General features: G+C 45.7%; 26 protein-coding genes and 1 pseudogene. 21 read left to right on the forward strand and 6 right to left on the reverse strand.

Annotation, left to right across the window (positions count from 1 at the left end; genetic code table 11):
- Positions 1-166: 166 nt before the first annotated feature.
- The 12 genes and pseudogenes from ACP2WE_RS00485 (at position 167) to ACP2WE_RS00540 (ending at position 11,327) form a co-directional block, all read left to right on the forward strand.
- The gene (locus ACP2WE_RS00485) at positions 167-925 is read left to right on the forward strand and encodes a biliverdin-producing heme oxygenase (RefSeq protein WP_425213656.1); all 759 of its coding nucleotides are present in this window, start codon (positions 167-169) and stop codon (positions 923-925) included.
- A 102-nt stretch (positions 926-1,027) separates the two neighbouring features.
- Positions 1,028-2,158, forward strand: a complete 1,131-nt coding sequence (locus ACP2WE_RS00490; RefSeq protein ID WP_425213657.1) for an NAD(P)H-dependent flavin oxidoreductase — start codon at positions 1,028-1,030, stop codon at positions 2,156-2,158.
- 151 nt (positions 2,159-2,309) lie between these two features.
- Positions 2,310-2,522: a YgaP family membrane protein gene (locus ACP2WE_RS00495; RefSeq protein ID WP_425213658.1), complete on the forward strand. Its 213-nt coding sequence runs from the start codon at positions 2,310-2,312 to the stop codon at positions 2,520-2,522.
- An 86-nt stretch (positions 2,523-2,608) separates the two neighbouring features.
- A pseudogene (locus ACP2WE_RS00500) lies at positions 2,609-2,948 on the forward strand (Rieske (2Fe-2S) protein).
- A gap of 134 nt (positions 2,949-3,082) precedes the next feature.
- A complete protein-coding gene (locus ACP2WE_RS00505) occupies positions 3,083-3,301 on the forward strand; it encodes a YgaP family membrane protein (protein ID WP_425213659.1) in 219 nt (72 codons plus the stop codon).
- 63 nt (positions 3,302-3,364) lie between these two features.
- A complete protein-coding gene (locus ACP2WE_RS00510) occupies positions 3,365-4,663 on the forward strand; it encodes an NAD(P)/FAD-dependent oxidoreductase (protein WP_425213660.1) in 1,299 nt (432 codons plus the stop codon).
- A 35-nt stretch (positions 4,664-4,698) separates the two neighbouring features.
- Positions 4,699-5,004: an ArsR/SmtB family transcription factor gene (locus ACP2WE_RS00515; protein WP_425213661.1), complete on the forward strand. Its 306-nt coding sequence runs from the start codon at positions 4,699-4,701 to the stop codon at positions 5,002-5,004.
- Between the two features lie 227 nt (positions 5,005-5,231).
- Complete coding sequence (locus ACP2WE_RS00520) at positions 5,232-5,651, forward strand: SCP-2 sterol transfer family protein (RefSeq protein ID WP_425213662.1); 420 nt, start codon at positions 5,232-5,234, stop codon at positions 5,649-5,651.
- Complete coding sequence (locus tag ACP2WE_RS00525) at positions 5,641-6,009, forward strand: rhodanese-like domain-containing protein (RefSeq protein ID WP_425213663.1); 369 nt, start codon at positions 5,641-5,643, stop codon at positions 6,007-6,009. The genes ACP2WE_RS00520 and ACP2WE_RS00525 overlap by 11 nt, the downstream gene beginning before the upstream one ends.
- A gap of 38 nt (positions 6,010-6,047) precedes the next feature.
- Positions 6,048-7,388: an efflux RND transporter periplasmic adaptor subunit gene (locus ACP2WE_RS00530; RefSeq protein WP_425213664.1), complete on the forward strand. Its 1,341-nt coding sequence runs from the start codon at positions 6,048-6,050 to the stop codon at positions 7,386-7,388.
- A gap of 30 nt (positions 7,389-7,418) precedes the next feature.
- Positions 7,419-7,940 carry a hypothetical protein gene (locus ACP2WE_RS00535; protein WP_425213665.1) on the forward strand — a complete coding sequence of 174 codons (522 nt, stop codon included), beginning with the start codon at positions 7,419-7,421 and terminating at the stop codon, positions 7,938-7,940.
- A gap of 36 nt (positions 7,941-7,976) precedes the next feature.
- Entirely contained in the window at positions 7,977-11,327 is a 3,351-nt protein-coding gene (locus tag ACP2WE_RS00540; RefSeq protein ID WP_425213666.1) for an efflux RND transporter permease subunit, read from the forward strand.
- Positions 11,328-11,452: 125 nt separating this feature from the next.
- Here ACP2WE_RS00540 and ACP2WE_RS00545 read toward each other — a convergent pair whose 3' ends face one another.
- Together ACP2WE_RS00545 and ACP2WE_RS00550 are read right to left on the reverse strand one after the other, a co-directional pair.
- Complete coding sequence (locus ACP2WE_RS00545) at positions 11,453-11,620, reverse strand: type II toxin-antitoxin system HicA family toxin (protein WP_425213884.1); 168 nt, start codon at positions 11,618-11,620, stop codon at positions 11,453-11,455.
- A 371-nt stretch (positions 11,621-11,991) separates the two neighbouring features.
- Complete coding sequence (locus ACP2WE_RS00550) at positions 11,992-12,222, reverse strand: hypothetical protein (RefSeq protein WP_425213667.1); 231 nt, start codon at positions 12,220-12,222, stop codon at positions 11,992-11,994.
- 135 nt (positions 12,223-12,357) lie between these two features.
- Between ACP2WE_RS00550 and ACP2WE_RS00555 the strand changes: the two genes are divergently transcribed.
- The 4 genes from ACP2WE_RS00555 to egtD all read left to right on the forward strand — a co-directional run bounded on the left by ACP2WE_RS00555 (position 12,358) and on the right by egtD (position 19,799).
- Complete coding sequence (locus ACP2WE_RS00555) at positions 12,358-13,062, forward strand: precorrin-8X methylmutase (protein WP_425213668.1); 705 nt, start codon at positions 12,358-12,360, stop codon at positions 13,060-13,062.
- Between the two features lie 53 nt (positions 13,063-13,115).
- Entirely contained in the window at positions 13,116-17,279 is a 4,164-nt protein-coding gene (locus tag ACP2WE_RS00560) for a PAS domain S-box protein (RefSeq protein WP_425213669.1), read from the forward strand.
- Between the two features lie 106 nt (positions 17,280-17,385).
- The gene (locus tag ACP2WE_RS00565) at positions 17,386-18,561 is read left to right on the forward strand and encodes a L,D-transpeptidase family protein (RefSeq protein ID WP_425213670.1); all 1,176 of its coding nucleotides are present in this window, start codon (positions 17,386-17,388) and stop codon (positions 18,559-18,561) included.
- Positions 18,562-18,773: 212 nt separating this feature from the next.
- Entirely contained in the window at positions 18,774-19,799 is a 1,026-nt protein-coding gene (gene egtD, locus ACP2WE_RS00570; RefSeq protein ID WP_425213671.1) for an L-histidine N(alpha)-methyltransferase, read from the forward strand.
- 61 nt (positions 19,800-19,860) lie between these two features.
- Here the strand turns inward: egtD and ykgO are convergent, their stop codons facing one another.
- On the reverse strand, positions 19,861-19,986 hold the full coding sequence (gene ykgO / locus ACP2WE_RS00575) for a type B 50S ribosomal protein L36 (protein ID WP_330484771.1): 126 nt from the start codon (positions 19,984-19,986) through the stop codon (positions 19,861-19,863).
- Between the two features lie 190 nt (positions 19,987-20,176).
- Between ykgO and ACP2WE_RS00580 the strand changes: the two genes are divergently transcribed.
- The 3 genes from ACP2WE_RS00580 to ACP2WE_RS00590 are packed head-to-tail and all read left to right on the forward strand — an operon-like array spanning position 20,177 to position 22,206.
- On the forward strand, positions 20,177-21,217 hold the full coding sequence (locus ACP2WE_RS00580; protein WP_425213672.1) for an AAA family ATPase: 1,041 nt from the start codon (positions 20,177-20,179) through the stop codon (positions 21,215-21,217).
- Positions 21,218-21,220: 3 nt separating this feature from the next.
- On the forward strand, positions 21,221-21,871 hold the full coding sequence (locus ACP2WE_RS00585; RefSeq protein WP_425213673.1) for a DUF3226 domain-containing protein: 651 nt from the start codon (positions 21,221-21,223) through the stop codon (positions 21,869-21,871).
- 50 nt (positions 21,872-21,921) lie between these two features.
- A complete protein-coding gene (locus tag ACP2WE_RS00590) occupies positions 21,922-22,206 on the forward strand; it encodes a DUF7734 family protein (protein ID WP_425213674.1) in 285 nt (94 codons plus the stop codon).
- Here ACP2WE_RS00590 and ubiE read toward each other — a convergent pair.
- On the reverse strand, positions 22,195-22,923 hold the full coding sequence (gene ubiE / locus ACP2WE_RS00595) for a bifunctional demethylmenaquinone methyltransferase/2-methoxy-6-polyprenyl-1,4-benzoquinol methylase UbiE (protein WP_425213675.1): 729 nt from the start codon (positions 22,921-22,923) through the stop codon (positions 22,195-22,197). The genes ACP2WE_RS00590 and ubiE overlap by 12 nt on opposite strands.
- A gap of 81 nt (positions 22,924-23,004) precedes the next feature.
- On the opposite strand from ubiE, the gene ACP2WE_RS00600 reads away from it, so the two are divergent.
- Entirely contained in the window at positions 23,005-24,450 is a 1,446-nt protein-coding gene (locus tag ACP2WE_RS00600) for a carotenoid oxygenase family protein (RefSeq protein ID WP_425213676.1), read from the forward strand.
- Positions 24,451-24,739: 289 nt separating this feature from the next.
- Here the strand turns inward: ACP2WE_RS00600 and rpmF are convergent, their stop codons facing one another.
- Together rpmF and ACP2WE_RS00610 are read right to left on the reverse strand one after the other, a co-directional pair.
- Positions 24,740-24,922, reverse strand: a complete 183-nt coding sequence (rpmF, locus tag ACP2WE_RS00605; protein ID WP_330482026.1) for a 50S ribosomal protein L32 — start codon at positions 24,920-24,922, stop codon at positions 24,740-24,742.
- 129 nt (positions 24,923-25,051) lie between these two features.
- On the reverse strand, positions 25,052-25,339 hold the full coding sequence (locus ACP2WE_RS00610; protein WP_425213677.1) for a hypothetical protein: 288 nt from the start codon (positions 25,337-25,339) through the stop codon (positions 25,052-25,054).
- Between the two features lie 198 nt (positions 25,340-25,537).
- On the opposite strand from ACP2WE_RS00610, the gene ACP2WE_RS00615 reads away from it, so the two are divergent.
- Positions 25,538-26,449: a CoB--CoM heterodisulfide reductase iron-sulfur subunit B family protein gene (locus ACP2WE_RS00615; protein ID WP_425213678.1), complete on the forward strand. Its 912-nt coding sequence runs from the start codon at positions 25,538-25,540 to the stop codon at positions 26,447-26,449.
- Positions 26,450-26,480 lie beyond the last annotated feature (31 nt).

Here is a 26,480-nt window from a genome sequence, read left to right on the forward strand (position 1 = left end):
CCCTGTTGAAAAATATCTGCGATCGCAGGGGTTTGGGATACCAATTGTTAAAGAAATCTTTGTTAATAATACTCACTATATAACTATATGGTTATAATTAGGTATTAAAGAGCTTTTAGGTAAAAACGCAAAGTAATCAACATTCTTTATTCAAGAGGTACTCAAGATGAGTCAGAGTCTAGCCAGTCAATTGCGGGAGGGGACAAAACAATCCCACACAGCCGCAGAAAACACAGCATTTATGAAATGCTTTCTCAAGGGTATTGTCGAGCGCGAGCCGTTTCGCAAGCTGTTGGCAAACTTGTATTTAGTCTATAGCACGCTAGAAGAAGAGCTGCAACGCCATCAAAATCATCCCATTGTGGGGCCAATGTATTTCCCCGAGCTGAACCGCAAGGCAAATCTGGAGAAAGATCTGGCTTATTACTATGGTGACAATTGGCAAGACCAGATCGTGCCCTTAGAAGCAGGCGTCGTTTACGTCAATCGCATCCGCGAAGTAGCCAATACCGATCCAGCGCGACTGGTTGCCCATGCTTATACTCGTTATATGGGAGATTTATCGGGTGGTCAGAGCTTAAAAAATATCATTCGTTCTGCTTTGGAATTACCTCCAGACCAAGGAACAGGGCTACATGACTTCGAGCAAATCGCTACGGTTGAAGCGAGAAAAGCCTTTAAAGAAAAGTATCGCCATGCTTTAGATGCTCTACCCGTTGACGAAGCCACGATTCAGAGCATTGTCGATGAAGCCAACTATGCTTTTCAACTAAATCGGGATGTCGTTCACGAATTGGAAGATGATGTCAAAGCTGCCATTGGCGAGCATGTCTTCGATCTGATTACGCGGCAAGACAAACCCGGTAGTACCGAACGGGCTCCGGGAAATACTTCGGTCGAACTCGTAGCCACAGAGCGATCGTAATTCATTGCGTTATTCTCACCCATTTGCTCCTCTCCAAGGTTCTTTTTACTTTTCTGATGGAGACCTTCAAGGGGAGCCAGATCTTTTCGCTTTCTAAAAATCATGAAATCATTACCATCCTTGCAAATTGGCAAGCACACTGCCCGTTATCCCATCATTCAAGGTGGTATGGGAATTCGGATCTCGGGAGCCAATCTCGCTGCTGCTGTGGCGAATTCTGGTGGCATTGGCATTGTGTCTGCCGTAGCTTTAGGGTTAAACTCTCCTTATTTTGACATTCACCAATCAAATGTTGGCAAAAGAAAGGAGCAATATTTTGAAGCCAATCGCTTAGCATTAATTGACGAACTAAAAAAAGCCCGCACCCTGAGTCCCACTGGGATTTTGGGAATTAACGCTATGGTCGTAGCACGGGATTATGAAACGCTGGTTCGTACTGCCGTGGAGCAGGGCGTTAACTTAATTATCTCTGGAGCGGGTCTGCCCCTCCAACTACCAGAATATACAAAGAATTACCCCGATGTAGCGCTAGTGCCGATTATTTCCAGTGCCCGTGCGGCGCGCATTCTGTGTCGCAAGTGGGAACGCCAATATGGGCGTCTGCCAGATGCATTGGTGGTAGAAAATCCCAATACGGCTGGGGGACATCTAGGCGCAAAATCTGAGGAAGTGGGCGATCCATCCTTTGACCTAGAAACAGTGATTCCCGAACTGGTTCGCTATCTACAAGAAGAAGTCGGACAATCGATTCCAGTAATTGCGGCAGGGGGCGTCTGGGATCGGGCAGATATAGACCGCATGTTGGCATTGGGTGCGAGTGGCGTGCAGTTGGGTACGCGCTTTATTACAACCGATGAATGCGATGCCGATATTCGCTATAAAGAATTTCATCTCCACGCACGACCCGAGGATGTCGTCATTATTTCCAGTCCTGTGGGATTACCCGGGCGAGCCTTACGAAATACCTTTGTAGACAAAGCGATCGCGGGTTCTCCCGATCTAGAAAAGCGATGTCTGGCAAGCTGTCTCCATGCCTGTAAATGCCGCGACGAGCAGAAGTATTACTGTATCGTTCAAGCACTGGACAAAGCGGCACGCGGCGATATTGAGAATGGACTGATCTTTTCAGGTAGTAACGCTGGGCGCGCCCAACGCATCGTTCCTGTTGCGGAACTCATGGCAGAACTAGTCGCTGTTCCTGTCGCACAACTCATGGCGGAATTAGTCGCTTGATTCCACTTCCCTAGTTGTCAGTCTGTCTGCCATCAATATTTAGGGCAAATATAATAATATAGCTATATTATTATATAATGATATATGTAATACACTAATAAATGCCATGCGCTTGACACAGCATAGAAAAATTAAAAAGGAGAGTAAGGCTATGAAAATGAATCTTGGTGTGACCGACCGTCTGATCCGCTTGCTGTTATCCTCAATCTTGTTGTATCTGGGGCTTGTTCCTTTCAACAACTCAACGCTGGGAATTGGATTCTTAATTGTCGGAGGAATTGCCTTTTTAACAGGTATGGTTGGTTTCTGTGGTCTTTATCAACTTTTGGGAATTCACACCGATCGTCCCCAAAAGCAGTTCTAGGTAAATTCATTCGTATAGTAAGAGAAGCTACGATCGGCGATCGCTTCAAATTCTCAAATTCGCAACTCAAATCCAGGAAAACCCCTATGGATAATAGCTTCCCTTTGGAAAGTCCGTCCCTATCGCGTCGGCAGTTACTGAACTTTCTCACAGGAGCTACCGTTGCAGCTACAGCAGGTACTTTACTCTACCCAGTCAGTCAGTTCTTTGTTCCTCCGTTAGAACAGGGAGAGGGTGGCGCAATTCTGGCTAAAGATATTTTAGGTAACCCAATTCCAGTGACACAAGTTTTGACAGAACCAGTCGGTACGCGTGCCTTAGTTGCTGGGTTAAATAGTTCGGGTTACAGTCCTTGGTAATGGCATCTCGATCGCACCTTGGACAGAACTAGATCCGCGTACTGGCATGAAGCCTTGGTGGGTATAGCACCTATTCCTACCATTCATACAGATCCCTAAAAACAGTTTACTGCAAAGAACTTGTACAGACTCTTTTTAAAGACTTGACAGATCCATATATAATTATATAATAGATTAATAAAATAAATTTAAGAGATCGTGATGTTGAAACGAATCAATCGCAAACAGCGGTGGACACAGCATCATTGGATACGTCTTGTAGCAGGCAGCATGATACTCCTTAGCTTGTTATTGGCTTTAACCAACCAAAATTGGCTGTTCCTCACAGCATTTGTGGGGCTGAATCTGCTGCAATCAGCGTTCACGAACTGGTGTCCGCTGATTGTGCTGTTGCAAAAACTGCGAGTGCCAGAGCAATAAGAGGTATAAGGATCTCGATTTTTAAAACACCATTTAAAAAACTATTTTTAGGAGTCACGATCTATGGCTCGTATCGTTGTCATTGGAGCTGGACTGGGTGGGCTTCCCACTGCTTACGAACTGAGGCATGCCTTGCCGCGCGAACATCAGATTACGCTCATTTCCAATCAACCGAAGTTTACGTTTGTGCCTTCGTTGCCTTGGATCGGCCTAGGGTTAAAATCCCTCGACCAAATTCAATTGGATTTAGCTGCAATCGTTCCTCGACATGGCATTGAGTTGATTCAAGATGCTGTCACTGCGATCGATCCAAGGTTGCAACGCATTAGACTCACGGATCGGACATTGGACTACGACTATGCTGTGATTGCCACGGGACCCGAACTGGTGATGGATGCCTTACCAGGATTAGGCCCAGAGGGTGGCTATACCCAGTCCGTTTGCAATCCCCACCATGCTGTGATGGCAGGTAAAGCTTGGGAGAAGTTCTTAGAGAATCCTGGACCGATTGTCGTGGGTGCAGCACCAGGAGCCAGTTGTTTTGGACCTGCCTATGAGTTTGCTTTCCTAATCCATCATGTTTTGAAGCAGAAGGGATTGCGATCGCAAGTTCCAATCACCTTTGTGACCTCCGAGCCCTACGCTGGACATTTGGGCATTGGGGGAATGGCGGACTCCCGTTGGATGATGCGCAAATTTATGGCAGCTCGGGAAATTGAGCTGATGGAAAACACGGCGATTTCGCATTTTGAGGCTGATGCTGTTCATTTGGCTGACGGGCGAAGGCTTCCAGCGAAGTACGTGATGGTCTTGCCACCTTTTCGCGGTCCGCGTTTCCTCCGCGAAGCACCAGGTTTAACCGATGCCAAGGGATTTATACCCGTATTGCCCACCTATCGCCATCCAAATTTTGAGTCGATTTACGCTGTGGGTGTGATCACGCAACTCAAACCTGTAGAGCAAACTCCCATTCCCACAGGGGCTCCCAAGGTTGGTCTGATGACCGAAGAAATGGCGCTTGCTGTGGCGCATAATATTGCTCTAGAGTTAGGAGTCATTTCTGGCTCTCCGTATAAACCAACCCTACAGGCAGTCTGCTTCGCGGATTTTGGCGATACTGGAGCGCTATTTTTGGCAGATCCATTGTTACCCGATGCGTCAGGGCATCGCCATCGTGCGCTAACCTATCAAGGTATTTGGGTGTCTTGGATAAAGCTAGGGTTTGAGAAATACTTTCTCACGAAAATGCGCCTAGGTTGGACGATTCCTTGGTTTGAGCGTTGGGGCTTTCGGGCAATTGGATTACCTCTGGTGGAACCAGTTGCTGTAAAAGCGAGGGAACTGCTTGAGATGAAAGGATGATTTTCGATTTAAAGTAGTTGGAGGAAATGGCGCTCATGGAAGTTATGGAAATTGCGATCGATTTGGACGAACTACAGGCAATGGCAGATCGTTTCAAGATCTTGGCAGATCCGACAAGGTTGCAAATTTTAAGAGAAATCTGCAATCAAGAGCGCAGCGTTCAAGAGATTTGCGATCGCACGGGGCTAAACCAAGGCAATGTTTCCAGACATCTCCGCTTGATGAAAGATGCAGGGGTAGTCGCATGTCGTCGAGATAGCGTTTGGCGCTATTACCGAGTCATCGATGCCGATCTGATCTCTTTATGCCTCCATATCCGCAAATCCCTGAAAAATCGGTAGGCAGAAACCCAATCATCTGGCGATCGCTAGTCCCGATCGCCACAATTACAAGCAATTCTTCTCCCCCCCTTCACAGGCTACGGTGTACACACAAGTCGTCAAATGAAACGAAGACAAATTTACTTGTGTGTACGAGGCAGCTTTGCAAAGGGCTGGTGGAATGCAAGCTTTCTTACCCCGAATTTACGTTATTCAATATTCAATTAAGTTATCAGGAGATGATTTTTATGTCAGACTTGTTTTCGCAGGAATGGATGCAGACCTATGGTGAGAAGTGGAACGCAGACCCTGAGTTGTCAGATGCACTTGCCAAAATTCATTTTAATTCAACCATTGGCTATGGCTTTGAGAACGAACCAGAACCTAGGGGAATTCTTGAAATCGAGAATGGGAAAGTAATCCATGCAGGAGCTTATAAGGGACAAGCCCTTAGTTGGGATTTACGGGCAGAACGCGATCGCTGGCAGGAGTGGCTGAAAAAAGGGTTGAATCTGGTTGGCTTGAGCATGGCATATATGTCCCGCAAACTACAATTTCGCGTGGGTGACTATGCTGCCATGATCAAGGATCCGCGCATGGCAGGTCCTTTTATCAAATCGTTTACAGTGATGGCAAAGGTTAGCCCAGAGATGTCCTATGAAATCTAAGCAAGAATCCAATCTGAAATCCAATCTGAAATCAAAATCGAAGGTGGCAAAGCTCGTGTTACTGACACCATCTCAATTAAAGTCGCGCCAAGATCGGCTATTGGTGGTTGACGTACGCGGTTGTTTGGAATATTGGATGGGACATATTCCGCAAGCACAATGTCTCAGCCGCGATCGCATCCTTAAAGAAATTCCAAAGGATCGAGAAATTGCGGTGACTTGTCTGTCAGGACATCGCAGTACTGCTGCTGCTCAATGGCTCGTTGCCCAAGGCTATCAGCAGGTCTATAACCTACAGGGTGGTCTTTTGGCATGGAAAAGCGCAGGCTATCCCGTGATGTATGGAACTCAATCCTAAGGCGTCAATGATAGAATAGGCTCAGGAGGTCAAAACCAATGGCTCAAGAAACCTCAACCGAATCGGCAACTGAATCGACTGCCGCATCAGTAACAAAATTAACCACCGCATCGGCAACCGAATTTCCCCAAAAAGAGCATTCTTCCTTAGTATCGCTTGCGCGTAAGCATTGGGGGCTTTTGGCGATCGCTGGCTCGGTTCTCGTGGGAGGAACTTTGATTGTTCTGCAATTGACGCGCCCGTCTCATTCTCCACAGGTAACAGAAGCCCATGCGATCGCGGTCGATACCGTAATTGTTCGGACTCAAACGATTCCTGACACCTTGGAACTCTCTGGTACGATTCACCCAGTAGAACAGGCAGTACTCTCTACGCGAGTCATGGGAAGAATTACGCAGATATCCTTGGAGGCAGGCGATCGCTTCCATAAAGGCGATATTCTGGCGCAAATTGACGTGGTGGATATGGCTGCTCAGACCAACCAAGCACAGTTTGGCGTTGCCCAAGCAGAAGCAGATCTGTCACGCTCGCGGGCAACGCTCAGCCAACTGGAAGCGCAACGATTAGAAATGCAGGCAACGCTGCGATTGGCACAGGTAAACCAGCGCCGCATGGCACAACTACAAAAGGAAGGTGCGATTTCACAATCGCAATTGGATGAGGTCAATACACGTGCAGAGGAAACCAGTGCGAGGTTAGCGCAGTCAGAATCAGGCATTCAGCAGGCACAGGCAGCGATCGCTCAATCTCAAGCTGCGGTGAATCGATCGGAATCGGGTGTGGCTGCGGCAGCCGCCAGCGAAAGCTATGGCACGGTGATTGCGCCTTTTGATGGTGCGGTCGTCCAAAAGCTTGCCTATGAAGGCGAAATGGCAGCGCCCGGCACAGCTTTGCTCAAGGTCGAGAATCCGAATCGATTGCAGTTAGAAATCTCTGTGCCCGAGGAGAATTTGCGATTCGTGCGCATCGGGCAATCCGTACAGGTGCGCGTTGATGCGATCGGTGCGAGTTTTACCGCAACAATTCAACAAATCGTGCCGACCTCTGACGCAACTTCTCGCAGTTTTCTGGTCAAAGTTCCCATTCCCACTGCTGTGAATAGAGGTATTATTTCTGGCATGTTTGGACGCATTGAACTGCCTCGCGGTACGCGCAAAAGCATCTTCATTCCTAGCAACGCTCTCCTCCGACGGGGACAACTGGAGGGCGTTTATGTGACGCAACCCAAGTCACCTACGGCACTTTTGCGTTGGGTGAAAACGGGTAAGGAGCGAGATGGACAGGTAGAAATCGTTTCGGGCTTGGTAGAGGGCGATCGCGTGATTATCAGTAACCTCTCGCAACTGAGCGACGGACAGGCGCTCTCTCTCCGAAATTGATGGAAATGGGAAATAAGGAGGTAATGGGATATGTACCGAAAATTCTTGTTCCTAATCGCAGCATTCTTTATTGCTCTAGCACTCATCCTGATTGTATCTGGATCGCCTACCCATCAGTTGATTGCCCAGATGATGGGTAGGCGGAATATGGGAAGCGATATGCGGATAATTCATCAACTATTTGCCGATCGCGACCTCGTTCATCGCACAGTCGAACAGATCCCTAACGGTATTCGAGCAGTTACTGAATCAGACGATCCAGAAATTGCTGCAAGGATTCAAACCCATGTTGCCAAGATGTACCGTCATTTGGATGAGAAAAGCGCCTTTCCAGGGATCGGAATGGCACCAACTTTACCCGAGCTGTTTCGTAATGTCGATCGGTATCAGCGACAAATGCAGATGACACCCAAAGGTGTAATTGTAAGCGAAACTTCTAGTGACGCCGATATGGTTCTTCTCATTCGCGAGCATGCCCGCGAGGTCGATCGCTTTATCTCAGAGGGAATGCCCATAATGATGCATGGGATGAACGATCGCATGAGACAGTAAGGGAAACGACATAATACTTTAATCAGCACAAATCCTATGGACAGCGATCGGCAACAGCCTCACAAAAGAATTCGTTTAGGGTTTGCTGGCAAACTCGCCAAGCAATTTATCGACTCTAAACTCACGCCATTAATTATCTTGGTGGCACTACTGTTGGGTCTCGGTGCGACGCTGCTCCTGCCACGCGAAGAAGAACCGCAAATTACCGTGCCGATGGCGGATGTCTTCGTACAAATGCCAGGAGCTTCAGCGAAGGATATCGAACAGCGCGTAACTTCGCCGATGGAGAAACTGATTAAGGAACTACCAGGCGTAGAATACGTGTATTCCACTTCCCGTGCGGGTTCATCCTTAGCAATCGTGCGCTTCTATGTGGGACAAAAGACCGAGGATGCGATCGTGCAGCTTTATAACAAGCTCTATGCCAATTTCGATAAGATCCCTGCGGGGGCATCGCAGCCTCTGATTAAATCTCGGGCGATCGATGACGTTCCGATTCTGACCCTGACGCTTTGGGGCGAACAGACTACAGGGGCGGAATTGCGACAGGTTGCCGCCCAACTAGACGAACAAATCAAACAAGTCCCCGATGTTTCGGAAACTACGATTATTGGCGGACAAAAACGCCAGTTACGCGTGGAACTCGATCCCACCCGCCTGAATGCTTTTGGCTTATCTCCCTTAGAAATTTCGCGATCGCTGGAAACCCAAAACACTGAACTCGCCAGCGGTGCGCTCAGTCAAAACAATCAATCGTTCCTCGTCCGCACGCAGAGCTTTATCCGTTCCGTAGAGGATGCGAAAAAACTGGTGGTTGCCGTTGCCAACAACCAACCTGTCTATTTACGCGATGTGGCAACGGTTACGGATACCGCCGAGGAACCCGCCAGTTACGTGTTTTTCGGACAGGGAATCGGCAATAAAGAGCAGGGAGAATCGAAAAGCAAAGGCGAAACCGATGCAGTGACGATCGCGATCGCCAAACGTCGCGGCTCCAATGCCATTCAAATTTCCCATCGCGTCTTACACAAGCTAGAGCAAATTAAGCGCAACTACATTCCCCAGAATCTTCACCTCACGGTTACGCGAGACTATGGTGAAACTGCCGCCGAACGTTCCAACGAGTTGCTATTCCACATGCTGATTGCCGTGGCTTCAGTCACAATTCTCATGTGGTTTGTCTTGGGCAAAAAAGAAGCTTGGGTGGTAGCGGTTTCGATTCCCGTTACCCTTGCTCTGACGCTAGCGAGCTTTGTATTTTACGGATTTACGCTCAATCGCGTTACCTTCTTTGCTCTGATTTTCTCGATTGGCATTTTGGTGGATGATGCGATCGTGGTCGTAGAAAATGTGGGGCGACATCTGCAACTGCCTGCCAACAAAACTCGCTTGCAATATTCGCCCAACCGTTCCCAGACACTCAAACAGATTGTTCTAGAAGCCGTTGATGAAGTCGGAAATCCCACCATTTTAGCCACCCTAGCTGTAATTGCGGCGATTTTGCCGATGGCATTTGTGGGCGGTTTGATGGGGCCTTACATGCGACCGATTCCCCTAGGGGCATCGGCAGCGATGATCTTCTCTGCGTTAGTGGCATTTATCGTCGTACCTTGGACGACCGTGCGCGTGTTTGCCAATTATCGCGGTCACACTAGTAGCCATGCAGATGGGCAGGAGCATAGCCATGAAAAGGAAGATGCCCTTAGTCGCCTCTACCGTCACTTTATGCGACCCCTGATCCACTATCCCAAGCGCGGCAATCTGTTTATTCTCAGCACTGTCGTTGCATTAGTAGTGATTATTTTGGGATTGGCAGGATTCCGTTTGGTGATTCTCAAGATGCTGCCCTATGACAATAAAAGTGAATTGCAAGTGGTGGTGAATATGCCCGAAGGAACCACCCTAGAGCAAACGGCTAGAGCGACAAGGGAAATGGGACAATATCTGGCAACGATTCCCGAAGTGATTCACTATCAGAGCTATGTCGGTACGGCTTCGCCCTACAACTTTAACGGATTGGTGCGGCATTACTTTTTGCGATTGGGTACAAATGTCGCCGATATTCAAGTCAATTTTTTAGGCAAAGGCGATCGCAGCCGTCAAAGTCACGATCTGGCTAAAGCAATTCGTCCGCAGTTAAAGGAAATCGGCGATCGCTACAATGCCCGCATTCAAGTTGCTGAAATTCCACCTGGCCCACCCGTCCTGCAAACCCTCGTCACAGAAATCTATGGGCCCAATTACAACGGTCAAATCGAACTCGCTAAACAAATTCGCCAAATCTACCAACAAACCGATGGCGTTGTCGATGTGGATTGGTATGTGGAAGCCCCGCAAACTGATTATCACCTAATTGTCGATCGCGAAAAAGCCGCGCTCAATGGTATTACCCCTGCCCAAATCTCGGAAGTTCTCCAAATCGCCCTCTCTGGGCGCGACGTCGGACTCCTGCACGATGAGAATGCCCGCGAAGATATTGGCATTCACCTGCGCTTCAATCAATCCAGTCGGGCGCAATTAGAAGATTTACAATCCCTCAAGCTCAAAGGAACCAATGGCAATCTCGTTCCCCTCAGCACCCTAGTCAAAACGGAAACGGCTATTGCTGACTACAGCATCTATCACAAAAACTTGCAGCCTGTCGTGTACGTAATGGGCGATGTTTCTGGCAGGGTAGAAAGTGCTGTCTATGCCATGCTCAACCTGCAACCCCAGATCGATAAGCTCTCGCCCCCCTCAGGAGCAAAGGTGGAAACCTACCTCACCGAACAACCCACAGCAACAGAAACCTATGCAATCAAATGGGATGGAGAATGGCAAGTTACCTATGAAGTATTTCGCGATCTGAGCATTGCCTTTGCCGTCGTATTGGTGCTGATCTATGCCCTCGTTGTCGGCTGGTTCCAATCTTTTACCACGCCTTTGGTAATCATGGCGGCAATTCCCTTTTCCTTGGTGGGAATTATGCCTGCTCACTGGCTGATGGGTTCGTTTTTTACGGCAACTTCCATGATTGGCTTTATCGCTGGTGCTGGCATCGTCGTGCGCAACTCAATCATTCTCGTAGATTTCATCGAGTTACGCCTCAAGGAAGGAATGCCTCTAGAAGAAGCCGTAATCGATGCGGGAGCCGTACGCTTTCGCCCCATGCTGTTAACGGCAGCAGCGGTGATCGTCGGTTCGGCAATTATTCTATCCGACCCCATCTTTCAGGGTTTAGCAATTTCACTCATGGCAGGTGAAGTGGCTTCTCTCTTGCTCTCACGCTCGGCTGTGCCGATTCTCTATTACAAACTACATCATCGCAAAGAGAAATTAAATCCCAGCCCTGCTGTCAGTCAGGCTGGTAGTGAAAAGGAGCGCCACATAGCCGAGATCGTAGAGTAGTGAATCGACCGACTAGAACAACAGATCGGACATCGCAAACAACTCGCCGAAGACCTCATGCAAACCGTCCTCCGTGAAGCCTTTGAATAGATTTTTTATACCGCCTGAAGTGTTTGAGGAGCAGGTCATGGCTTATCATATGTCTTCGCATCATCGCCATCTTTCCCAGCGATCGTAAGCGGAAACTCTGGCAAAAGAGGATGAATCCATCTTTGATGACTTCCCCTAGTTCTAATGACCTGAAATTCTGCTTTTGAGAGAACAGCCCTTAACTCCCTAATTTTCTTAGGCATGAACTTGATTGTAAACTCAAGATTAGACTTTGTGTTGACGATGACTAAGCCTAGCAAATAAACCTTTGAAACGTTTGCCAAATAAAGAGCCGAAGGCATCATGAAAAACGTCCTCCGCGAAACCTTTGAATAGTTTTTGGCATTTATATTCAATGTAGGGGCAATTCATGAATTACCCCTACGATTCTATTTCAGGTATTCGTTTGGAATTACGGGTAAAATTCTCATTTTTTTTATGACAAAGCATTCGCATTAGTAGTTTTTTTATAAAAATTAGTTTTTATACGAATGCTTTGCCCTGATTAGATGTCGAGATCGATTTTTTCTTGTATTGTGAACTTGTGGGGAATGAAATTCTGTTTATGAATCTGTTAGTGAATCTGGAGGCTGAAATTAATCAGTGCCGAAATCACGACAAAAACGATCGCTCCCACACCAAGTACAGACATGAGACTGGTCACCTGCTCAGAAAACTGCATTACCTCGGCGGCAATCACCTCTGGGGTTTTATAACGGTCTGCCCAAAACAGGTAGCTCATCACAAAAGCGATCGCTAATAACAGCAGCACAGTAAGTACAAAACCAATCAGTGGTGTAAACATAACAATTCCTCCTAACTATCGCTATGTGAATCTATTATGATCCACGGGTCTAATTTCGCAAACTCCTAGGTTACAAAAAGTGTAGAACTAGACAATTGCACCCAAAAAATTGTTTAGATTAATTACAAACGTTTTATGTCTAATTCTCTGATTCACCCCATAACCGCTCAAAGCTTTGCCACGATCGACCGAGAAATAGGCGGTCATGCTTTCAATCCCTTTGAATATGCGATCGTGCAACGGGTGATTCACAGCACTGCCGACTTTGAGTTTAAACATCTTGTGAAATTTAGCCAAGGTGCGATCGCGGCGGGAATTAAAGCCATTCAACAGGGCAAAGCGATCGTTACAGATGTAGGCATGGTTAAGCAGGGAATTGTGGGTATGGCCGCTCAAACCTTTAAAAATCAAATCATTAGTGCCTTAGATTTTGCGGCGCCGATTTCAAATCCAGATGCTTCGGCAAAAAATCAGCTAACGCGCTCTGAAATCGGAATGTGTCACTGTATGACAGAGTTTCCTGATGCAATTTTTGTGGTTGGTAATGCACCTACGGCTTTATTAGCTTTGTGCGAGTCAAGCAGTAAACCCAATTTCGCTCCAAATCTACCGAATTCAACAGATATAGCGAGTTTTGAAGCTAAGAATTTCCAACCTAGTCTCATTGTTGGTGCTCCCGTAGGTTTTGTGGCGGTTTTAGAGTCAAAAGCTGCGTTAGAAAAGTCAGGCTTTCCCCAAATTCGTGTAGAAGGTCGTAAGGGTGGCTCTCCAGTTGCAGCTGCGATCGCGAATGCACTTTTACTATTGGCATGGACTGAGGTTCAAGAGGATAATGGTTAAATCAGTAAAGTTTTTGCTTTTCAACACCTTAGAAACCCGAACTAGATAAAGAAATGTACGATCGGCAGCAATCAGAAGGGGAGCTACAAGAAAGCGAATCACACTTTCGCGCTGTTTTTGAACAGGCAGCTGCGGGAATTTCTTATACGAATATTGACGGCAGATTTCTGCGGGTCAATCAGATGTTTAGCAACATCGTTGGGTATACGCAGGAAGAATTGCTCTCTTTACGATTTCAAGATATTACTTACCCTGAAGATCTAGAACTTCATTTCGTGAAATTGCGCCAACTCAGAGAGGACAAGATTTCCAGCTTCTCACTCGAAAAACGATATATGCACAAGCAAGGATTTCTTGTTTGGGTTAGCATCAATGTATCTACTTTAAAGGGTTCCGATTGTGTGGTGGCTGTAATTCAAGATATCAGCGATCGCAAGCTTCTAGAAGTTTCGCTGAAAGAAAACCAGAGATTTTTTGAGCAGGTAATTAATTCCATTCCCGATCCAGTATTTGTAAAAGATCGAGATCACCGTTGGATTATTCTTAATGATGCTTTTTGCCAATTTATCGGACATCCGCGATCGCAACTGTTAGGTAAATCCGATCGTGACTTCTTTCCAAAAGCAGAAGCAGATGTGTTTTGGGAGATGGACAATGCTGTATTTGACTCAAGCGTTGAATGTGAAAATGAAGAGCATTTTACAGATGCAAAGGGAAATCCACATTTTATATCCACTAAAAAATCAGTTCTGATTGATGGTTCTGGTAATAAGGTTCTAATTGGTATTATTCGAGATATTACCAATCGTAAACTGCTAGAGCAAAAGCTCCAAGAGAACGCACAAAAATTTCGAGGTATTTTTGAAGATAGCCCCATCGGAATTTTTACTACAGACTTGCAACGAAATTTCCTAGAAGTAAATTCTAAATTTCGTCAAATTGGAGGATACACAGAGGAAGAACTTTTATGGTTAAATTTCTTCGATCTCACCCATCCAGATGACATCCAAAATGGATTAGAGCAATTACAAAAATGCCTTCAGCAAGATCTTAATACGCAAAAAATTGAGCAACGATTCATTTGTAAAAATGGTGCGATCGTCTGGGTTAGCGTTACTGCGATGGTTGTGCGTGGCAGCGATGGCACCCCCCTTTATATCATTGGAATGGTGGAAGACATTACAGAATACCGACGGGCAGAAGTTGCTCTTAGAGACGGACAGAATTTTTTAGAACAAGTAATCAACTCCATTGCTGACCCAATTATTGTTAAAGACACTCAGCATCGCTGGATCATGCTCAATGATGCCTTTTGTCAATTTACTGGGTATCAACGTGTGGAATTGTTGAATAAAACCGTTTATGATATTTTCCCCAAGGCAGAGGCGGATGTATTTTGGACGCAAGATAATTTAGTTTTTGCCACGGGTGAAGGAAACGAAAATGAAGAAGTGATGACGATCGCGGATGGTAGCAGTCACATTATTTCTACAAAAAAAACGATGCTCACGGATACCTCAGGCAATAAGGTGCTCGCGGGGGTAATTCGAGATATTACCGAACGCAAGCGATCGGAAGAGACCTTGCGTCAAAGCGAAGAACGTTTTCGCAGTCTGGTTGAGACCTCCAATGATTGGATTTGGGAGGTAGATCGAAACAATATATATATTTATTCCAGCCCCAAGATTAAAGACATATTGGGATACACACCAGAAGAAATTATTGGCAAACATCCATTAGAGATGATGCCAGCAGGTGAGAAAGAAAGAGTTGCTCAAATACTAGCTCCTTTAAATGCAGAGCATTTGCCATTTCAAAATTTAGAGAACACAAGGCTGCACAAAAATGGCGAGTTAGTGATCTTAGAAACAAGTGCTACGCCGCGCTTTGATGCGACAGGTCAATTTTGCGGTTATCGTGGTATCTCTCGTAATATTACCGATCGCAAACGCAACGAAGCTGCCATCAAACAGCAAGCCGAACATCAAAGGCTGATCAATCACATTACGCAACAGATCCGCCAAACCCTTGACCTTAATGAAATTCTCAAAACTGCGGTAGTTGAGATTCGTAACTCTCTTCAGTTAGACAGGGTTTTTATCTATCGCACTCAGTCAGATGGAAGTAACGTTATAGTAGCCGAGTCCCATGCCATAGGCATCAGCTCTATATTAGAAAGTGGGATGGGATGTTGCTTTTATGACGATTTCAAACAGGATTATCTTCAGGGAATGGTCAATATTGTCGGGGATACCCAAACCGCAGTTCTATCGGAACAAATGCGCGATATGCTGCAAGAAATGCAAGTCAAGTCTCGCATGGGGATTCCACTTTTGTACCTCGATCGGCTAATGGGAGTTTTAGTTTTACACCATTGCAATCGCAGCTATGGCTGGCAACAATTAGAAATCGATCTACTCTTGCAGATCTCTGGTCAACTTGCGATCGCGATCCATCAAGCAGAACTTCACCAACAGTTAACTATTCAAAATCTAGCCCTAGAGCAGGCGAAACTTGAAGCAGATGCGGCAAACCTTGCCAAGAGTGATTTCTTGGCGATGATGAGCCACGAGATTCGCACACCCATGAATGGCGTAATTGGAATGACTAGCTTGTTATTAAATACCGCCTTAAATGATGAGCAAAAAGATTATGTAGAAACCCTACATGGCAGTGGTGATTCTCTACTTACTATTATTAATGACATTCTTGATTTCTCTAAAATTGAGTCTGGCAAGTTAGAAGTTGAAGCTCATCCATTTAATCTCCAAGAATGCATCCAATCTTCCGTAAACTTTTTGACGCCTAAAGCACTGGAGAAGGGAATTGGGTTGCATTATACGATCGAGCCTACAGTTCCATCCTATATTATCAGTGATGTAACAAGAGTTCGCCAAGTTTTAATCAACTTGCTAGGGAATGCGATTAAATTTACAGATATTGGTGAAGTTTTCCTGTCTGTTACAGCGACTTCAGTCAATTCAGATTCAGTCAATTCAGACGCTCAAACTTGTGAAATTCTGTTTTCAGTGAAAGATACGGGTGTTGGCATTCCAGCGGAACGGTTGGATCGGCTATTTAAGCCTTTTAGTCAAGTAGATACTTCCACGACTCGCAAGTATGGTGGGACTGGGCTAGGTTTAGCGATTAGCAGCCGTTTGAGTATGATGATGGGCGGCACAATTTGGGTGGTAAGTCATGGCAATATTGGTGGCGAGCCTCCCCACAATTGGCAGCTTTCTGAGATAAAAGATTATGGAGATCTTGAGAAAGATCGTGGAGCTACCTTTTACTTTACAATTGTAATTCCAATCTTGAGCCCATCCACTCAAGTCGGTTCCGATCGGAACGATTTAACGGTGACAGAGAAAAAAGATGTTGCTGTAATTATGGACTCAAGCATGGCAGAGCGATTGCCTTTACGCATTCTTTTAGCTGAAGATAGTAGAGTTAATCAGAAGCTAGCTCAAATCATATTGCGAAAACTGGGCTATCAATCAGATGTAGCTTTGAATGGTGGTGAGGTGTTAAGAGCGATCGCGCAGAAACGCTATGACGTGATCTTAATGGATATCCGAATGCCCAGCCTAGATGGATTAGAAACAACAAGACGCATACGCATTTTAGAGAATGCTAATCAAAATCCATCAATACCTCCCATCCGAATTGTGGCGATGACTGCCAATGCCATGTATGGCGATCGTGAAATGTGTTTAGAGATAGGAATGGATGACTATATCACCAAGCCTATTGAGATCGAACAGTTGGTGGAGGCTTTGTATCGCTGTCAGTCCCATGCATCTTCAGAGGTTCCTCTCTCTCTATCTATGGCAGATCTAGAGGAGCTAGTTGCCTTGCCTCAATTGCCAGATGAATCGATGAATGAGACGATCGATAGCTACTTGAAAAGCTCTCCGAAAATTTTAGAGCAGATGCAGGAAGCGATCGCCGCCCAAAATCTTTCTACGTTCGCACAGGCATGTCATGACTTTGCCTCGGATAGTTCATTCTTCGGTGCAACCACGCTAGTGCAAAAGTGCTTGGCATTAGAGAGTCTGGTTAATTCACAGGTTAAGCCTACGATCGACTTGGATAAAGATGAAAACATCAGCGATCGCTACTTAGAGCAGTGGCAAGATGCAATCCAAGATTTAACCATAGTGCACGCTCGCGTGTTAGCAGCGCTTGTGAAATATCAAATTCAGCACTGGTTATGAGAGCGATATGCTAGACTTACGACTTGGATTTTATAGAGCCCACGTTCGCAAGACGCAAGTTGTATCCCTAGCTATGATTACACTGTAAAGAAAAGTTTTAACCAAGATGACGCAGTTCTTAAAGTACTCAGTTTCAGCCTTGCTTACGACCTTATTTCTAACCTGCACGGCTCAAAGTCTAAGGGCAAGTAATTTAACGGGTGAAAAGAATCCGCAAATATCAAATAGCCAAGTAGATAGCCGCACTGCGAATCTTCAAATTGCAAGTCTTGAAAATCATTGGGCAAAGGCTTTTATCGAAAAGTTAGCGGCCCAGAACTTACTCGATATCCCTACAAGTAAAATATTCCAACCAGAGCAGGTGGTATCTCGCGCTCAACTCGCTGCAATTCTTCAGCTTGCGTTCTTAACTCAAAATACAAATTATGTTACCCAACGTCGCTGGCAAGGATTTGATGATGTCCCCCCCGATCATTGGGCAGCTTCTGCGATCGTCCAGACTTACGAAAGTGGAATTCTCTCAGGGTATAATTCGCGTTCCTTTCAGCCCGATGAACCCGTAACCAAAGCACAGGTTTTGGTGGCGATCGCCAATATCCTCAAATTAAATAACCGCAAGACCAATACACCGCATTCCTATCTACTGACGATGTATCGCGATGCCAGTCAGATTCCCGAGTTTGCCGTGCAATCGATCGCTACCCTCACCGAGAGAGGACTAGTAGTAAACTACCCCGACCCTAGAATTATCGCCGCCAATGGGAATATCACCAAAGCAGAGCTAGCTGCACTCGTCTATGTAGCTCTGGCGGATCGGGGACGACTGCCTAAGATGGGTTCGCTCTACGCGATCGATCCAAATCGTCCTTTGTTTACGGTAGCGATCGCCCAAGTGACCCGTCTAGAAGTCAGCCTCAGCAAACGTACAGTTACGGCTTACCAAGGGGATGTCAAGCTCAAAAGCTATCCAATCGCTGTCGGACGTGCAGGTTGGGAAACCCCGATAGGAAACCATCGTGTTTTGCAAATGATCGAATATCCCGCATGGAAGAACCCATTCACAGGCGATGTGATCCAAGGCGCAGATCCTGAAAATCCTTTGGGTGAGCGTTGGATTGGCTTTTGGACAAATGGGGAAGACTGGTCGGGATTTCATGGCACGCCCAATCGAGATTCTGTGGGGCAGGCAGTCTCCCATGGTTGCATTCGTATGTACAACGAAGATATTCGGGAATTGTTTACGCAGGTTTCCCCAGATACGGTCGTCCAAGTTTCCAATTAATCTATTCTTCAGTATGTAGGGGCAATTCATGAATTGCCCCTACGATTTTATGGAAACTAAAAAATGGGATTAATCTTTCGGAATAAATTCCAGAGATTTGGCAATTTCTAGAGGTATGAATCTGATTTAAGCCTTCTGATGTTTGTATTGGGCTCCTGAATGGATGAAAATACACGAAGCAAATAAGCCGACAAAAATATAAAACTTCAAAAATGTTTAGCTCTAAAACAACTTTGCCCGCTTTAGGCGATCGCTTGCGCCTCGAGCGACTGATCGATGCTACGGATAAATCCTTGACTTCAGGACATGATGTGGTTGCGGGGCTCAGCAAAACCCCTAAGACCTTGCCTGCAAAATATTTTTACGACGATCTTGGTTCGCAGTTATTCGAGCAAATTTGCGAACTTCCCGAATATTATCTAACCCGTACGGAAACAGCGATTTTGCAAACCTATGCAGTTGAAATTGCCCGACTGACAGGCTCTTGTGAATTGGTCGAATTAGGCAGTGGCAGTGCCACCAAAACCAGAATTTTGCTAGATGCCTACGCTAAGCTCGGCTATCCGCTACGCTATATGCCGATCGATATCAGTGCGGGGATTTTAGAAAGCAGTGCCTTTGCTCTATTGGCTGACTACCCCACCTTAGAAGTACATGGCTTGGTCAGTACGTACGAGCAGGCATTACAACGGCTAAATTTGCCACAACTACCTACGAGGATGCTTTGCTTTTTGGGGAGTACGCTTGGCAACCTCAATTTACAGGAGTGCGACTTGTTTTTCGAACAGGTTGCAGGGGCGCTACGAATTGGTGAATATTTCCTTTTAGGTGTGGATTTAAAAACTTCAGAACTAAAGCCCAAATCGTCGATTCATGCTGCTTATAACGATGCCCAAGCAGTAAGTGCTGCCTTTAACTTAAATATGCTGAGCCATCTCAACCGTAAATTTGATGGCAACTTTGACCTTGCCACATTTCAGCACTCCGCCATCTATAACGAGCGATCGCATCAAGTGGAAATGTACTTAACCAGTACCAAAGCCCAAACCATTAACCTGCGATCGCTGTCGCTTGCGATAGCGTTTCAGTCGGGTGAAGCAATCTTGACCGAGATTTCACGCAAGTTCGATTTGCAACTGCTTGAAGCAGATCTTAGCCATAAAGGGTTGCACAAAACCAGGGTCTGGACAGACCCCAACCAATGGTTCGCACTCATGCTATTTCAATTAAAAGGCTAGACAGACTAAAGGGTTAATCTGGTAAACCTTAAAATTTTCTGCTAAGTTTCTCGCAGGGACACTAACCTTGGCGTGCTTTGAATTTAGGATTTGACTTGCAAATAACATAAACTCTGCCACGACGACGCACAATCTTGCAGTCTTTATGGCGAGTTTTGGCTGATTTTAGAGAGCTAACAACTTTCATTGGACTGTTGGTTACAATTACTAAATTTTTTACGCACGGTCTTAAAGCTTAGCATGGAGAGTAGCATCTTCCCAAGATCCTACTCTTAGGTTTTTTGAAAATTCGCGCCCTATGCTATTACTAGGGTTAAAGAAATAGCAAAAGCACTTGCCTTAGAACCACGACTATACTTGTTCGGTTTTGTCAAATTATGCTGAAGTCACTAAAAATCGAAAATTTTCGTTGCTTCCGATCGTTCGAGCTTCAGCAACTTGGCAGATTAAATTTGCTTGTGGGCACAAATAACAGTGGTAAAACATCAATTTTAGAAGCCATTCAACTGCTTTCTTCACGCCCAAATTTTGAGTCATTAGGAGGGTTGATGATTGGTCGTGGTGAATACATCTTAAGCAATGAAAGTGATGGGCAAATAGAGCTAGATATTCGTCATCTCTTCTATGGCAATGAAATTAATATAGGTAGTACCTTTTCGGTATTCGATAGCAGTCATGACAATGGCGAAAAAATCACTATATCTATAGAAGAAGAACAAAACCAACAAAGATCTAATTTAATTATAGAAAATTCGCGAATGAAAACAATTCTCCCCCTATCTTCCGAAGGTGGTCTTGTTTTTAACTTGAGTTACTTTAGACGCTCCCGTAAAGACTTTAAACATCCAAGTCATTTGATCACATCTTCTTCTCTGACAACCGAGACAATGATTGAGTTGTTCGATCAAGTTGTTCTTACTCCAGAAGAAGATCTTGTTACAGGAGCACTCCAGATTCTTGAACCTAATGTAGAACGTATTGCGATTATTGGCTCTGAAAAATTTAGAAAAAATGGAGTACGTAGTGGATTTGTCGTGAGATTCTCAGATAGCGATCAACGTATACCGATTGGGAGTATGGGAGATGGAATGTGGCGAATGTTAGGACTTACATTAGCAATTGTTAATGCTAGAAATGGGGTTTTGTTAGTTGATGAAATTGATACTGGACTTCACTTTAGTACCATGTCTAAGATGTGGAAACTAATCTGGGAAACTGCAAAACGACTTAACGTTCAAGTTTTTGCTACGACCCATAGTAATGACTGCTGGACAAGTTTGGCTGCGATCGCAAGTGCAGAAAACCCAAGCGAGGAAGGTATTACCATTCAAAGAATTGAAAAAGGAAAACCCCACAGTATTGTCTTTACGGAGCGACAAGTAGCGATCGCGGCTGAAAGAGGAATCGAGGTGCGATAGAGAATGGCTAATATCCATCCAAAGATTCTGTTGGTAGAGGGTAAGCAAGATGTGCGGGTCATACCAGAGCTAATTGAAGCAAATGGTGTGGATTGGGGAACAAGGAAAAGTCCGATCGTATATATTCGTGATTGTGATGGCTATCAAAAGTTAGTCGATCCAGATGTAATCTCGACGGAACTACAGGCTTCTGGACTTTCTGCACTTGGCATCATAGTTGATGCAGATGATAATCCTCAAGGGCGTTGGCAGAGTATCAGAAGTGCAAGCATTAGAAGTATCCCCGATCTTCCAGAAGCTTTACCAGAAGAAGGTTTGATTCATATTACCCCTAGTGGAATTAAGTTTGGAGTATGGATGATGCCAGACAACAAGATGCGCGGTATGTTAGAAACTTTTTTGACATACCTGATCCCAGATGGGAATGAATCAATTTGGCAGTTTGCTCAAAAATCAGCCCTAGAAGCCAAAAATAAGGGGGCGATGTTTACGGATGCTCATGGTGACAAAGCAAATATTTATACTTGGCTCGCTTGGCAAGATCCGCCAGGACGGCAACTACATCAAGCAATTATGGAACGCCTTTTAGATCCAAATCATCCCAATGCTCAAATGTTCGTGACATGGTTTAAAGCTTTGTATGGCTTACCTTAATAAATTTCTCAGAATCGTAATGACCAATATCAACCAACAGGATTCAAAATATGACTGAATCGGCGGGTCAGCAGCTAGAGCAATATACAGAAAAACATCCCCATGAGGTCTTGTTGGTCAAGATCGAACTGGAGGGCGAAGTTGATGAAGTGGCGATTTTTAAGGGTTTTTCTAGCTCTTTGATGCGTCCTACAACCTTTGATCCCGATATTCCCATCATTCCTGAAACAGCGAAGATCGTCAGCATCGATCGCGCCAAAGCCCCCTACAACCCTAGTAACCCACAATATATTCAGCAAGACCTAAGCTGGGAAGCCTTTCAGCTACTTCTGTAAGACTAAAATCCCCATCATGCCATTTACGATTGGATAGTGGGTGGCTTGGCTAAAGCCAGCATTTTTTGCCAGCTTTACCTGCTCGGAACCGATAGGGAATCGCTCAATGCTGGGGGCAATATAGGCATAGTCCGCTTCGACGTTCTGTTGTTTTGCCATCGGCACGACGATATTCGCTAGGTAAAACTCCTGAAACTTGACCAATGTCGGATCGCTAGGACGGTGAAAATCTAGAATCGCCACATTTGCGCCTGTTTTTAAAACGCGATGCAACTCTGCAAAGCATTTGGGAATATCGATCACGTTGCGAAGTCCGTAGGCGATAGTGGCTCCGTCAAAGGTGGCATCCGCAAAATCTAAAGCTAGAGCATCGCCTTCTTGCCAAGTTATGGATTTTTGTATGCTTGGGGCATGTTTTTGGGCAGCAATCGCCAATAGCTCCTTTGAGAAATCAACGCCAAACACATGCCCCGTCGGGGCGACCCGTCGCGCTAACAGGGCTGCAACATCCCCACTGCCGCAACAAAGATCGAGCCAAGTTTGCCCTAGTTGGGGATTTCCCCATGACACCGCCATTTTTTTCCAAATCCGATGCTGCCCCAAACTGAGCCAGTCGTTGAGGCGATCGTAGATTGGCGCAATGCGATTAAAGATTTGACGCACTTCGGTCGCAGAGGTGCTGTTGGGAACGTTGGGCTGAGATGTAAAAGAAGGCATAGGGATTGAATGACTGCTTACCTAATCCTCATACTAGATCGGCATAAGTTAAACTAAAGTAAAATAACTTTACTTATCTTTATGGTTCAGGCGAAAAGTCCCAGCTTCACAAGAGAAGATTGGCAGAAGGGCTATCAATCTTTACGTACCGAGCAGAGTTACTGGATCGATGAGATTGAGGGGGAGATTCCATCAGAATTACAAGGCACGCTGTTTCGGAATGGACCTGGTTTGCTCGATGTCAACGGTCAAGCTTACGGACACCCCTTTGATGGTGACGGCATGATCTGCGCGATCGCTTTTACCGATGGCAAAGCCCACTTCGCCAATAGCTTTGTCAAAACTCCCGAATTTCTTGCCGAGCAAAAAGAGGGGCGCATTCTCTATCGTGGTGTCTTTGGGACGCAAAAGCCGGGGGGCTGGTGGCAAAATCTGTTCGATCTCAAACTCAAGAATATCGCCAATACCAACGTTATCTACCACGGGAAGAGGCTTTTGGCTTTATGGGAGGCTAGCTTACCCTATCGACTCGATCCTAAAAACCTTGATACGCTTGGGGTAGAAACATTTAATGGGGCTTTAGCAGCAGGAAAGGCATTCACAGCGCATCCTAGACTCGATCCTGAGACTGGAGATCTCTGGGCTTTTGGAGTCGATGCAGGTCCAAAGTCAACCATTACGATCTATAGGATCGATCCTCAAGGCGAACTTACGGAATCTTGCAGTCAAAAAGTGTCGGGATTCTGCTTTTTACATGATTTTGCTTACACCCCTAACTACCGCATCTTTTTACAGAATCCCGTCTCGTTTGATTCCTTGCCATTTATCTTTGGCTTGAAAACCGCAGGGGCTTGTATCGATCTCAAACCCAATACACCGACAAAAATTCTGTTGTTCGATCGCTCGGGCAAACTGACAACCCTAGAAACCGACCCCGGATTTGTGTTTCACCACTGCAATGCCTTTGAACGAGGGGATGAAATCATCCTAGATTCGGTGTGCTATCAGGACTATCCCAAGCTAGAACCCAATGTTGACTATAAGAATGTGAATTTTGACACCGTTGTACCTGGGAAACTTTTCCGCTTTCGGATTAATCCCAAGACGGGCAGCGTCAGCCGTGAAATTTTGCTCGATCGCTCCTGTGAATTTCCGACAATTCATCCGCGCTGTGTGGGGCAACCTTACCGCTATGCCTATATCGGCGCGATCGCCCAGCCCACAGGCAATGCCCCACTCCAAGCAATTCTCAAAATCGACCTAGAAACGGGCAAACAAGAAGCACATAGCTTTGCCCCAAGGGGCTTTATCGGAGAGCCTGTGTTTGTGCCGCGCAATGCCTCAGCTACGAGTGCTGAAGATGATGGCTGGATTATTACATTGATCTTTAATGCTGAGCGCGATCGCTCTGATGTCGTTATTCTCGACGCTCAAAATATCGCGGCTGCACCTGTGGCAACCTTGCACCTAAAACACCATGTCCCCTATGGATTGCATGGCAACTTCACGCCCGAAGTCTGGCATTAAATCCCTCAATACCCCACCCAGCCTCCCCTTGAACTAGCCGCGAAGCGACTTCCCGCAGGGTAGACTACGGTGTACACACAAGTCGTCAAACCGAGTTAAATCAAAGGTTTATTGCCCCCTAGCCCCCAATTCTGGGGAAGGATTCTTAAAGTTCCCCAGAATTGGGGGATTTAGGGGGCTAGATCGATTGAAACAAGGTAGTCTGTCTAAACGAAAATAGGGGCGAACAGCCGTTCGTCCCTACCGATATATGTGGTGAAGTATTTGGTAAAACCTATGATGAGGCTACTTATTCCTCGTCCTCGTCTCCTTCTTCCGCAGCTAAAGGATAGATAAATCCTTTGTTTTGACCTGTCAAAATGGATTTGCCTAAAGAAATCGCTTTTTGTGCTGCTACGCCAGCCTTGCGCTTCCAAGCTGCTTTACGAATATTCTTTTTGGACTTTGATGTGCGTTTCTTGGGGACTGCCATAACTTTGCTTTATGTTTTTGATATGAGTCGGTAAATTTTTCGGCTTTTTTATTCTAAGCCATGTCTTTAGTTTGCGATCGCGATTTATAACTATAACATTGTACAGAACCTAAAATCATGCTCTGAGAATTACTTTCTTGGCATTTGCGTTACATTACTGCGGTCTTGATTGCTCCTGCCTTGATGCTGATTTTCCTCTTGGGCGTTATACAAAAGCAGTAAAAGCCCAGCGATCAATACACCGAGAAACACAAACTGATTAATCGGAATATTGGGTTTTTTCTTTTTAAATTCTTCTTTCTTTTTGATCGAGCGCTCTAAGCCACATTTCAAACATACATAGCGAAACGGGTCGGTTGGATCGACAACAAAGCAGCAATTCCCTTGATGGTTATCCTCTTTACAGGCTTGTGACATTGGGTGGATTGTTGGTACGAGATGCTCGGAATAATTTCTTTAAAAAGTATAAACGAATTTTTTAGGAAAGTATCTTTTTTGAGAAAACAATTTATGCAGTGTGCTGCAATTTGAGCAAGTGTTAACTTAAACCAAATATTCCGCTCGATTTGTTTTTGCACCAGAGATAATAGTCAAGCGCACACTTCCCACATTCCTATGACCAACACCCAGCTACCACAAGTAACCCAGCCGCTCAAATATGCCTATTATCCGGGTTGCGTTGCCAAAGGGGCTTGCAAAGAATTACATGCTTCGACCATTGCGATCGCAGCAGCTTTGGAAATTGAATTGGTGGAACTGCATCAGGCTTCCTGCTGCGGCTCAGGCACCTTTAAAGAAACCGACGAGCTGATGGAAGACACCGTAAATGCGCGGAATATTAGTTTGGCAGAAGAACTCAAACTTCCCCTGATGACTCAATGCAGTACCTGCCAAGGCGTGCTTGGGCGCGTGAATGACAAATTGAAGTTCACAGATTCAGCGCGACGTGACGAAGTGAATGAATTCCTCGGTGCTGAAGGACGGCATTTTCAAGGAACCACGGAAGTTCTGCACCTGTTATGGATTTTGATTCGCGATTATGGTATAGAACGACTACAACAGAAAGTGAAGCGTCCGCTCACAGCGCTTAAATGTGCTTCCTTTTATGGTTGTTACCTCCTCCGCGCCCAGACTGTGACTCGTTTTGACGATCCTTACAAGCCAGAATCCCTAGAGAAGGTATTTCGCGCCCTCGGCGCTACACCCGTCTATTACGAAGGGCGCGTGCAATGCTGCGGCTGGCCGATTTCTAGCTATGCTACCAATGCTTCATTTTCCATGGCAGGAAGACATCTATCGGCAGCGATCGCTGCTGGAGCAGACTGCATTGTCACGCCTTGCCCCCTATGCCACTTAAATCTTGATTCGCGTCAACCAGAAGTGGAGAAAGTTATTGGACAAAAGTTGGGAATCCCGATTTTGCATCTACCGCAGTTAATAGGACTGGCTTTGGGCATCGATCCCGTTACGTTAGGATTGAATCGCCACATTGTCTCAACCGTTCCCATTCTTAGGATTTTGATCTAGGCATTCTAAAATCCCTGTATTGACCTTGTAT

The organism is Tumidithrix helvetica PCC 7403 (genome assembly GCF_965232925.1).
GTDB lineage: Bacteria > Cyanobacteriota > Cyanobacteriia > Pseudanabaenales > Pseudanabaenaceae > Tumidithrix > Tumidithrix helvetica.

Coding starts and splice junctions, on each gene's coding strand:
- ACP2WE_RS00485 (WP_425213656.1), top strand. CDS start 167: ATGAGTCAGAGTCTAGCCAGTCAATTGCGGGAGGGGACAAAACAATCC.
- ACP2WE_RS00490 (WP_425213657.1), top strand. CDS start 1,028: ATGAAATCATTACCATCCTTGCAAATTGGCAAGCACACTGCCCGTTAT.
- ACP2WE_RS00495 (WP_425213658.1), top strand. CDS start 2,310: ATGAAAATGAATCTTGGTGTGACCGACCGTCTGATCCGCTTGCTGTTA.
- ACP2WE_RS00505 (WP_425213659.1), top strand. CDS start 3,083: ATGTTGAAACGAATCAATCGCAAACAGCGGTGGACACAGCATCATTGG.
- ACP2WE_RS00510 (WP_425213660.1), top strand. CDS start 3,365: ATGGCTCGTATCGTTGTCATTGGAGCTGGACTGGGTGGGCTTCCCACT.
- ACP2WE_RS00515 (WP_425213661.1), top strand. CDS start 4,699: ATGGAAGTTATGGAAATTGCGATCGATTTGGACGAACTACAGGCAATG.
- ACP2WE_RS00520 (WP_425213662.1), top strand. CDS start 5,232: ATGTCAGACTTGTTTTCGCAGGAATGGATGCAGACCTATGGTGAGAAG.
- ACP2WE_RS00525 (WP_425213663.1), top strand. CDS start 5,641: ATGAAATCTAAGCAAGAATCCAATCTGAAATCCAATCTGAAATCAAAA.
- ACP2WE_RS00530 (WP_425213664.1), top strand. CDS start 6,048: ATGGCTCAAGAAACCTCAACCGAATCGGCAACTGAATCGACTGCCGCA.
- ACP2WE_RS00535 (WP_425213665.1), top strand. CDS start 7,419: ATGTACCGAAAATTCTTGTTCCTAATCGCAGCATTCTTTATTGCTCTA.
- ACP2WE_RS00540 (WP_425213666.1), top strand. CDS start 7,977: ATGGACAGCGATCGGCAACAGCCTCACAAAAGAATTCGTTTAGGGTTT.
- ACP2WE_RS00545 (WP_425213884.1), bottom strand. CDS start 11,620: ATGCCTAAGAAAATTAGGGAGTTAAGGGCTGTTCTCTCAAAAGCAGAA.
- ACP2WE_RS00550 (WP_425213667.1), bottom strand. CDS start 12,222: ATGTTTACACCACTGATTGGTTTTGTACTTACTGTGCTGCTGTTATTA.
- ACP2WE_RS00555 (WP_425213668.1), top strand. CDS start 12,358: ATGTCTAATTCTCTGATTCACCCCATAACCGCTCAAAGCTTTGCCACG.
- ACP2WE_RS00560 (WP_425213669.1), top strand. CDS start 13,116: ATGTACGATCGGCAGCAATCAGAAGGGGAGCTACAAGAAAGCGAATCA.
- ACP2WE_RS00565 (WP_425213670.1), top strand. CDS start 17,386: ATGACGCAGTTCTTAAAGTACTCAGTTTCAGCCTTGCTTACGACCTTA.
- egtD (WP_425213671.1), top strand. CDS start 18,774: ATGTTTAGCTCTAAAACAACTTTGCCCGCTTTAGGCGATCGCTTGCGC.
- ykgO (WP_330484771.1), bottom strand. CDS start 19,986: ATGAAAGTTGTTAGCTCTCTAAAATCAGCCAAAACTCGCCATAAAGAC.
- ACP2WE_RS00580 (WP_425213672.1), top strand. CDS start 20,177: ATGCTGAAGTCACTAAAAATCGAAAATTTTCGTTGCTTCCGATCGTTC.
- ACP2WE_RS00585 (WP_425213673.1), top strand. CDS start 21,221: ATGGCTAATATCCATCCAAAGATTCTGTTGGTAGAGGGTAAGCAAGAT.
- ACP2WE_RS00590 (WP_425213674.1), top strand. CDS start 21,922: ATGACTGAATCGGCGGGTCAGCAGCTAGAGCAATATACAGAAAAACAT.
- ubiE (WP_425213675.1), bottom strand. CDS start 22,923: ATGCCTTCTTTTACATCTCAGCCCAACGTTCCCAACAGCACCTCTGCG.
- ACP2WE_RS00600 (WP_425213676.1), top strand. CDS start 23,005: ATGGTTCAGGCGAAAAGTCCCAGCTTCACAAGAGAAGATTGGCAGAAG.
- rpmF (WP_330482026.1), bottom strand. CDS start 24,922: ATGGCAGTCCCCAAGAAACGCACATCAAAGTCCAAAAAGAATATTCGT.
- ACP2WE_RS00610 (WP_425213677.1), bottom strand. CDS start 25,339: ATGTCACAAGCCTGTAAAGAGGATAACCATCAAGGGAATTGCTGCTTT.
- ACP2WE_RS00615 (WP_425213678.1), top strand. CDS start 25,538: ATGACCAACACCCAGCTACCACAAGTAACCCAGCCGCTCAAATATGCC.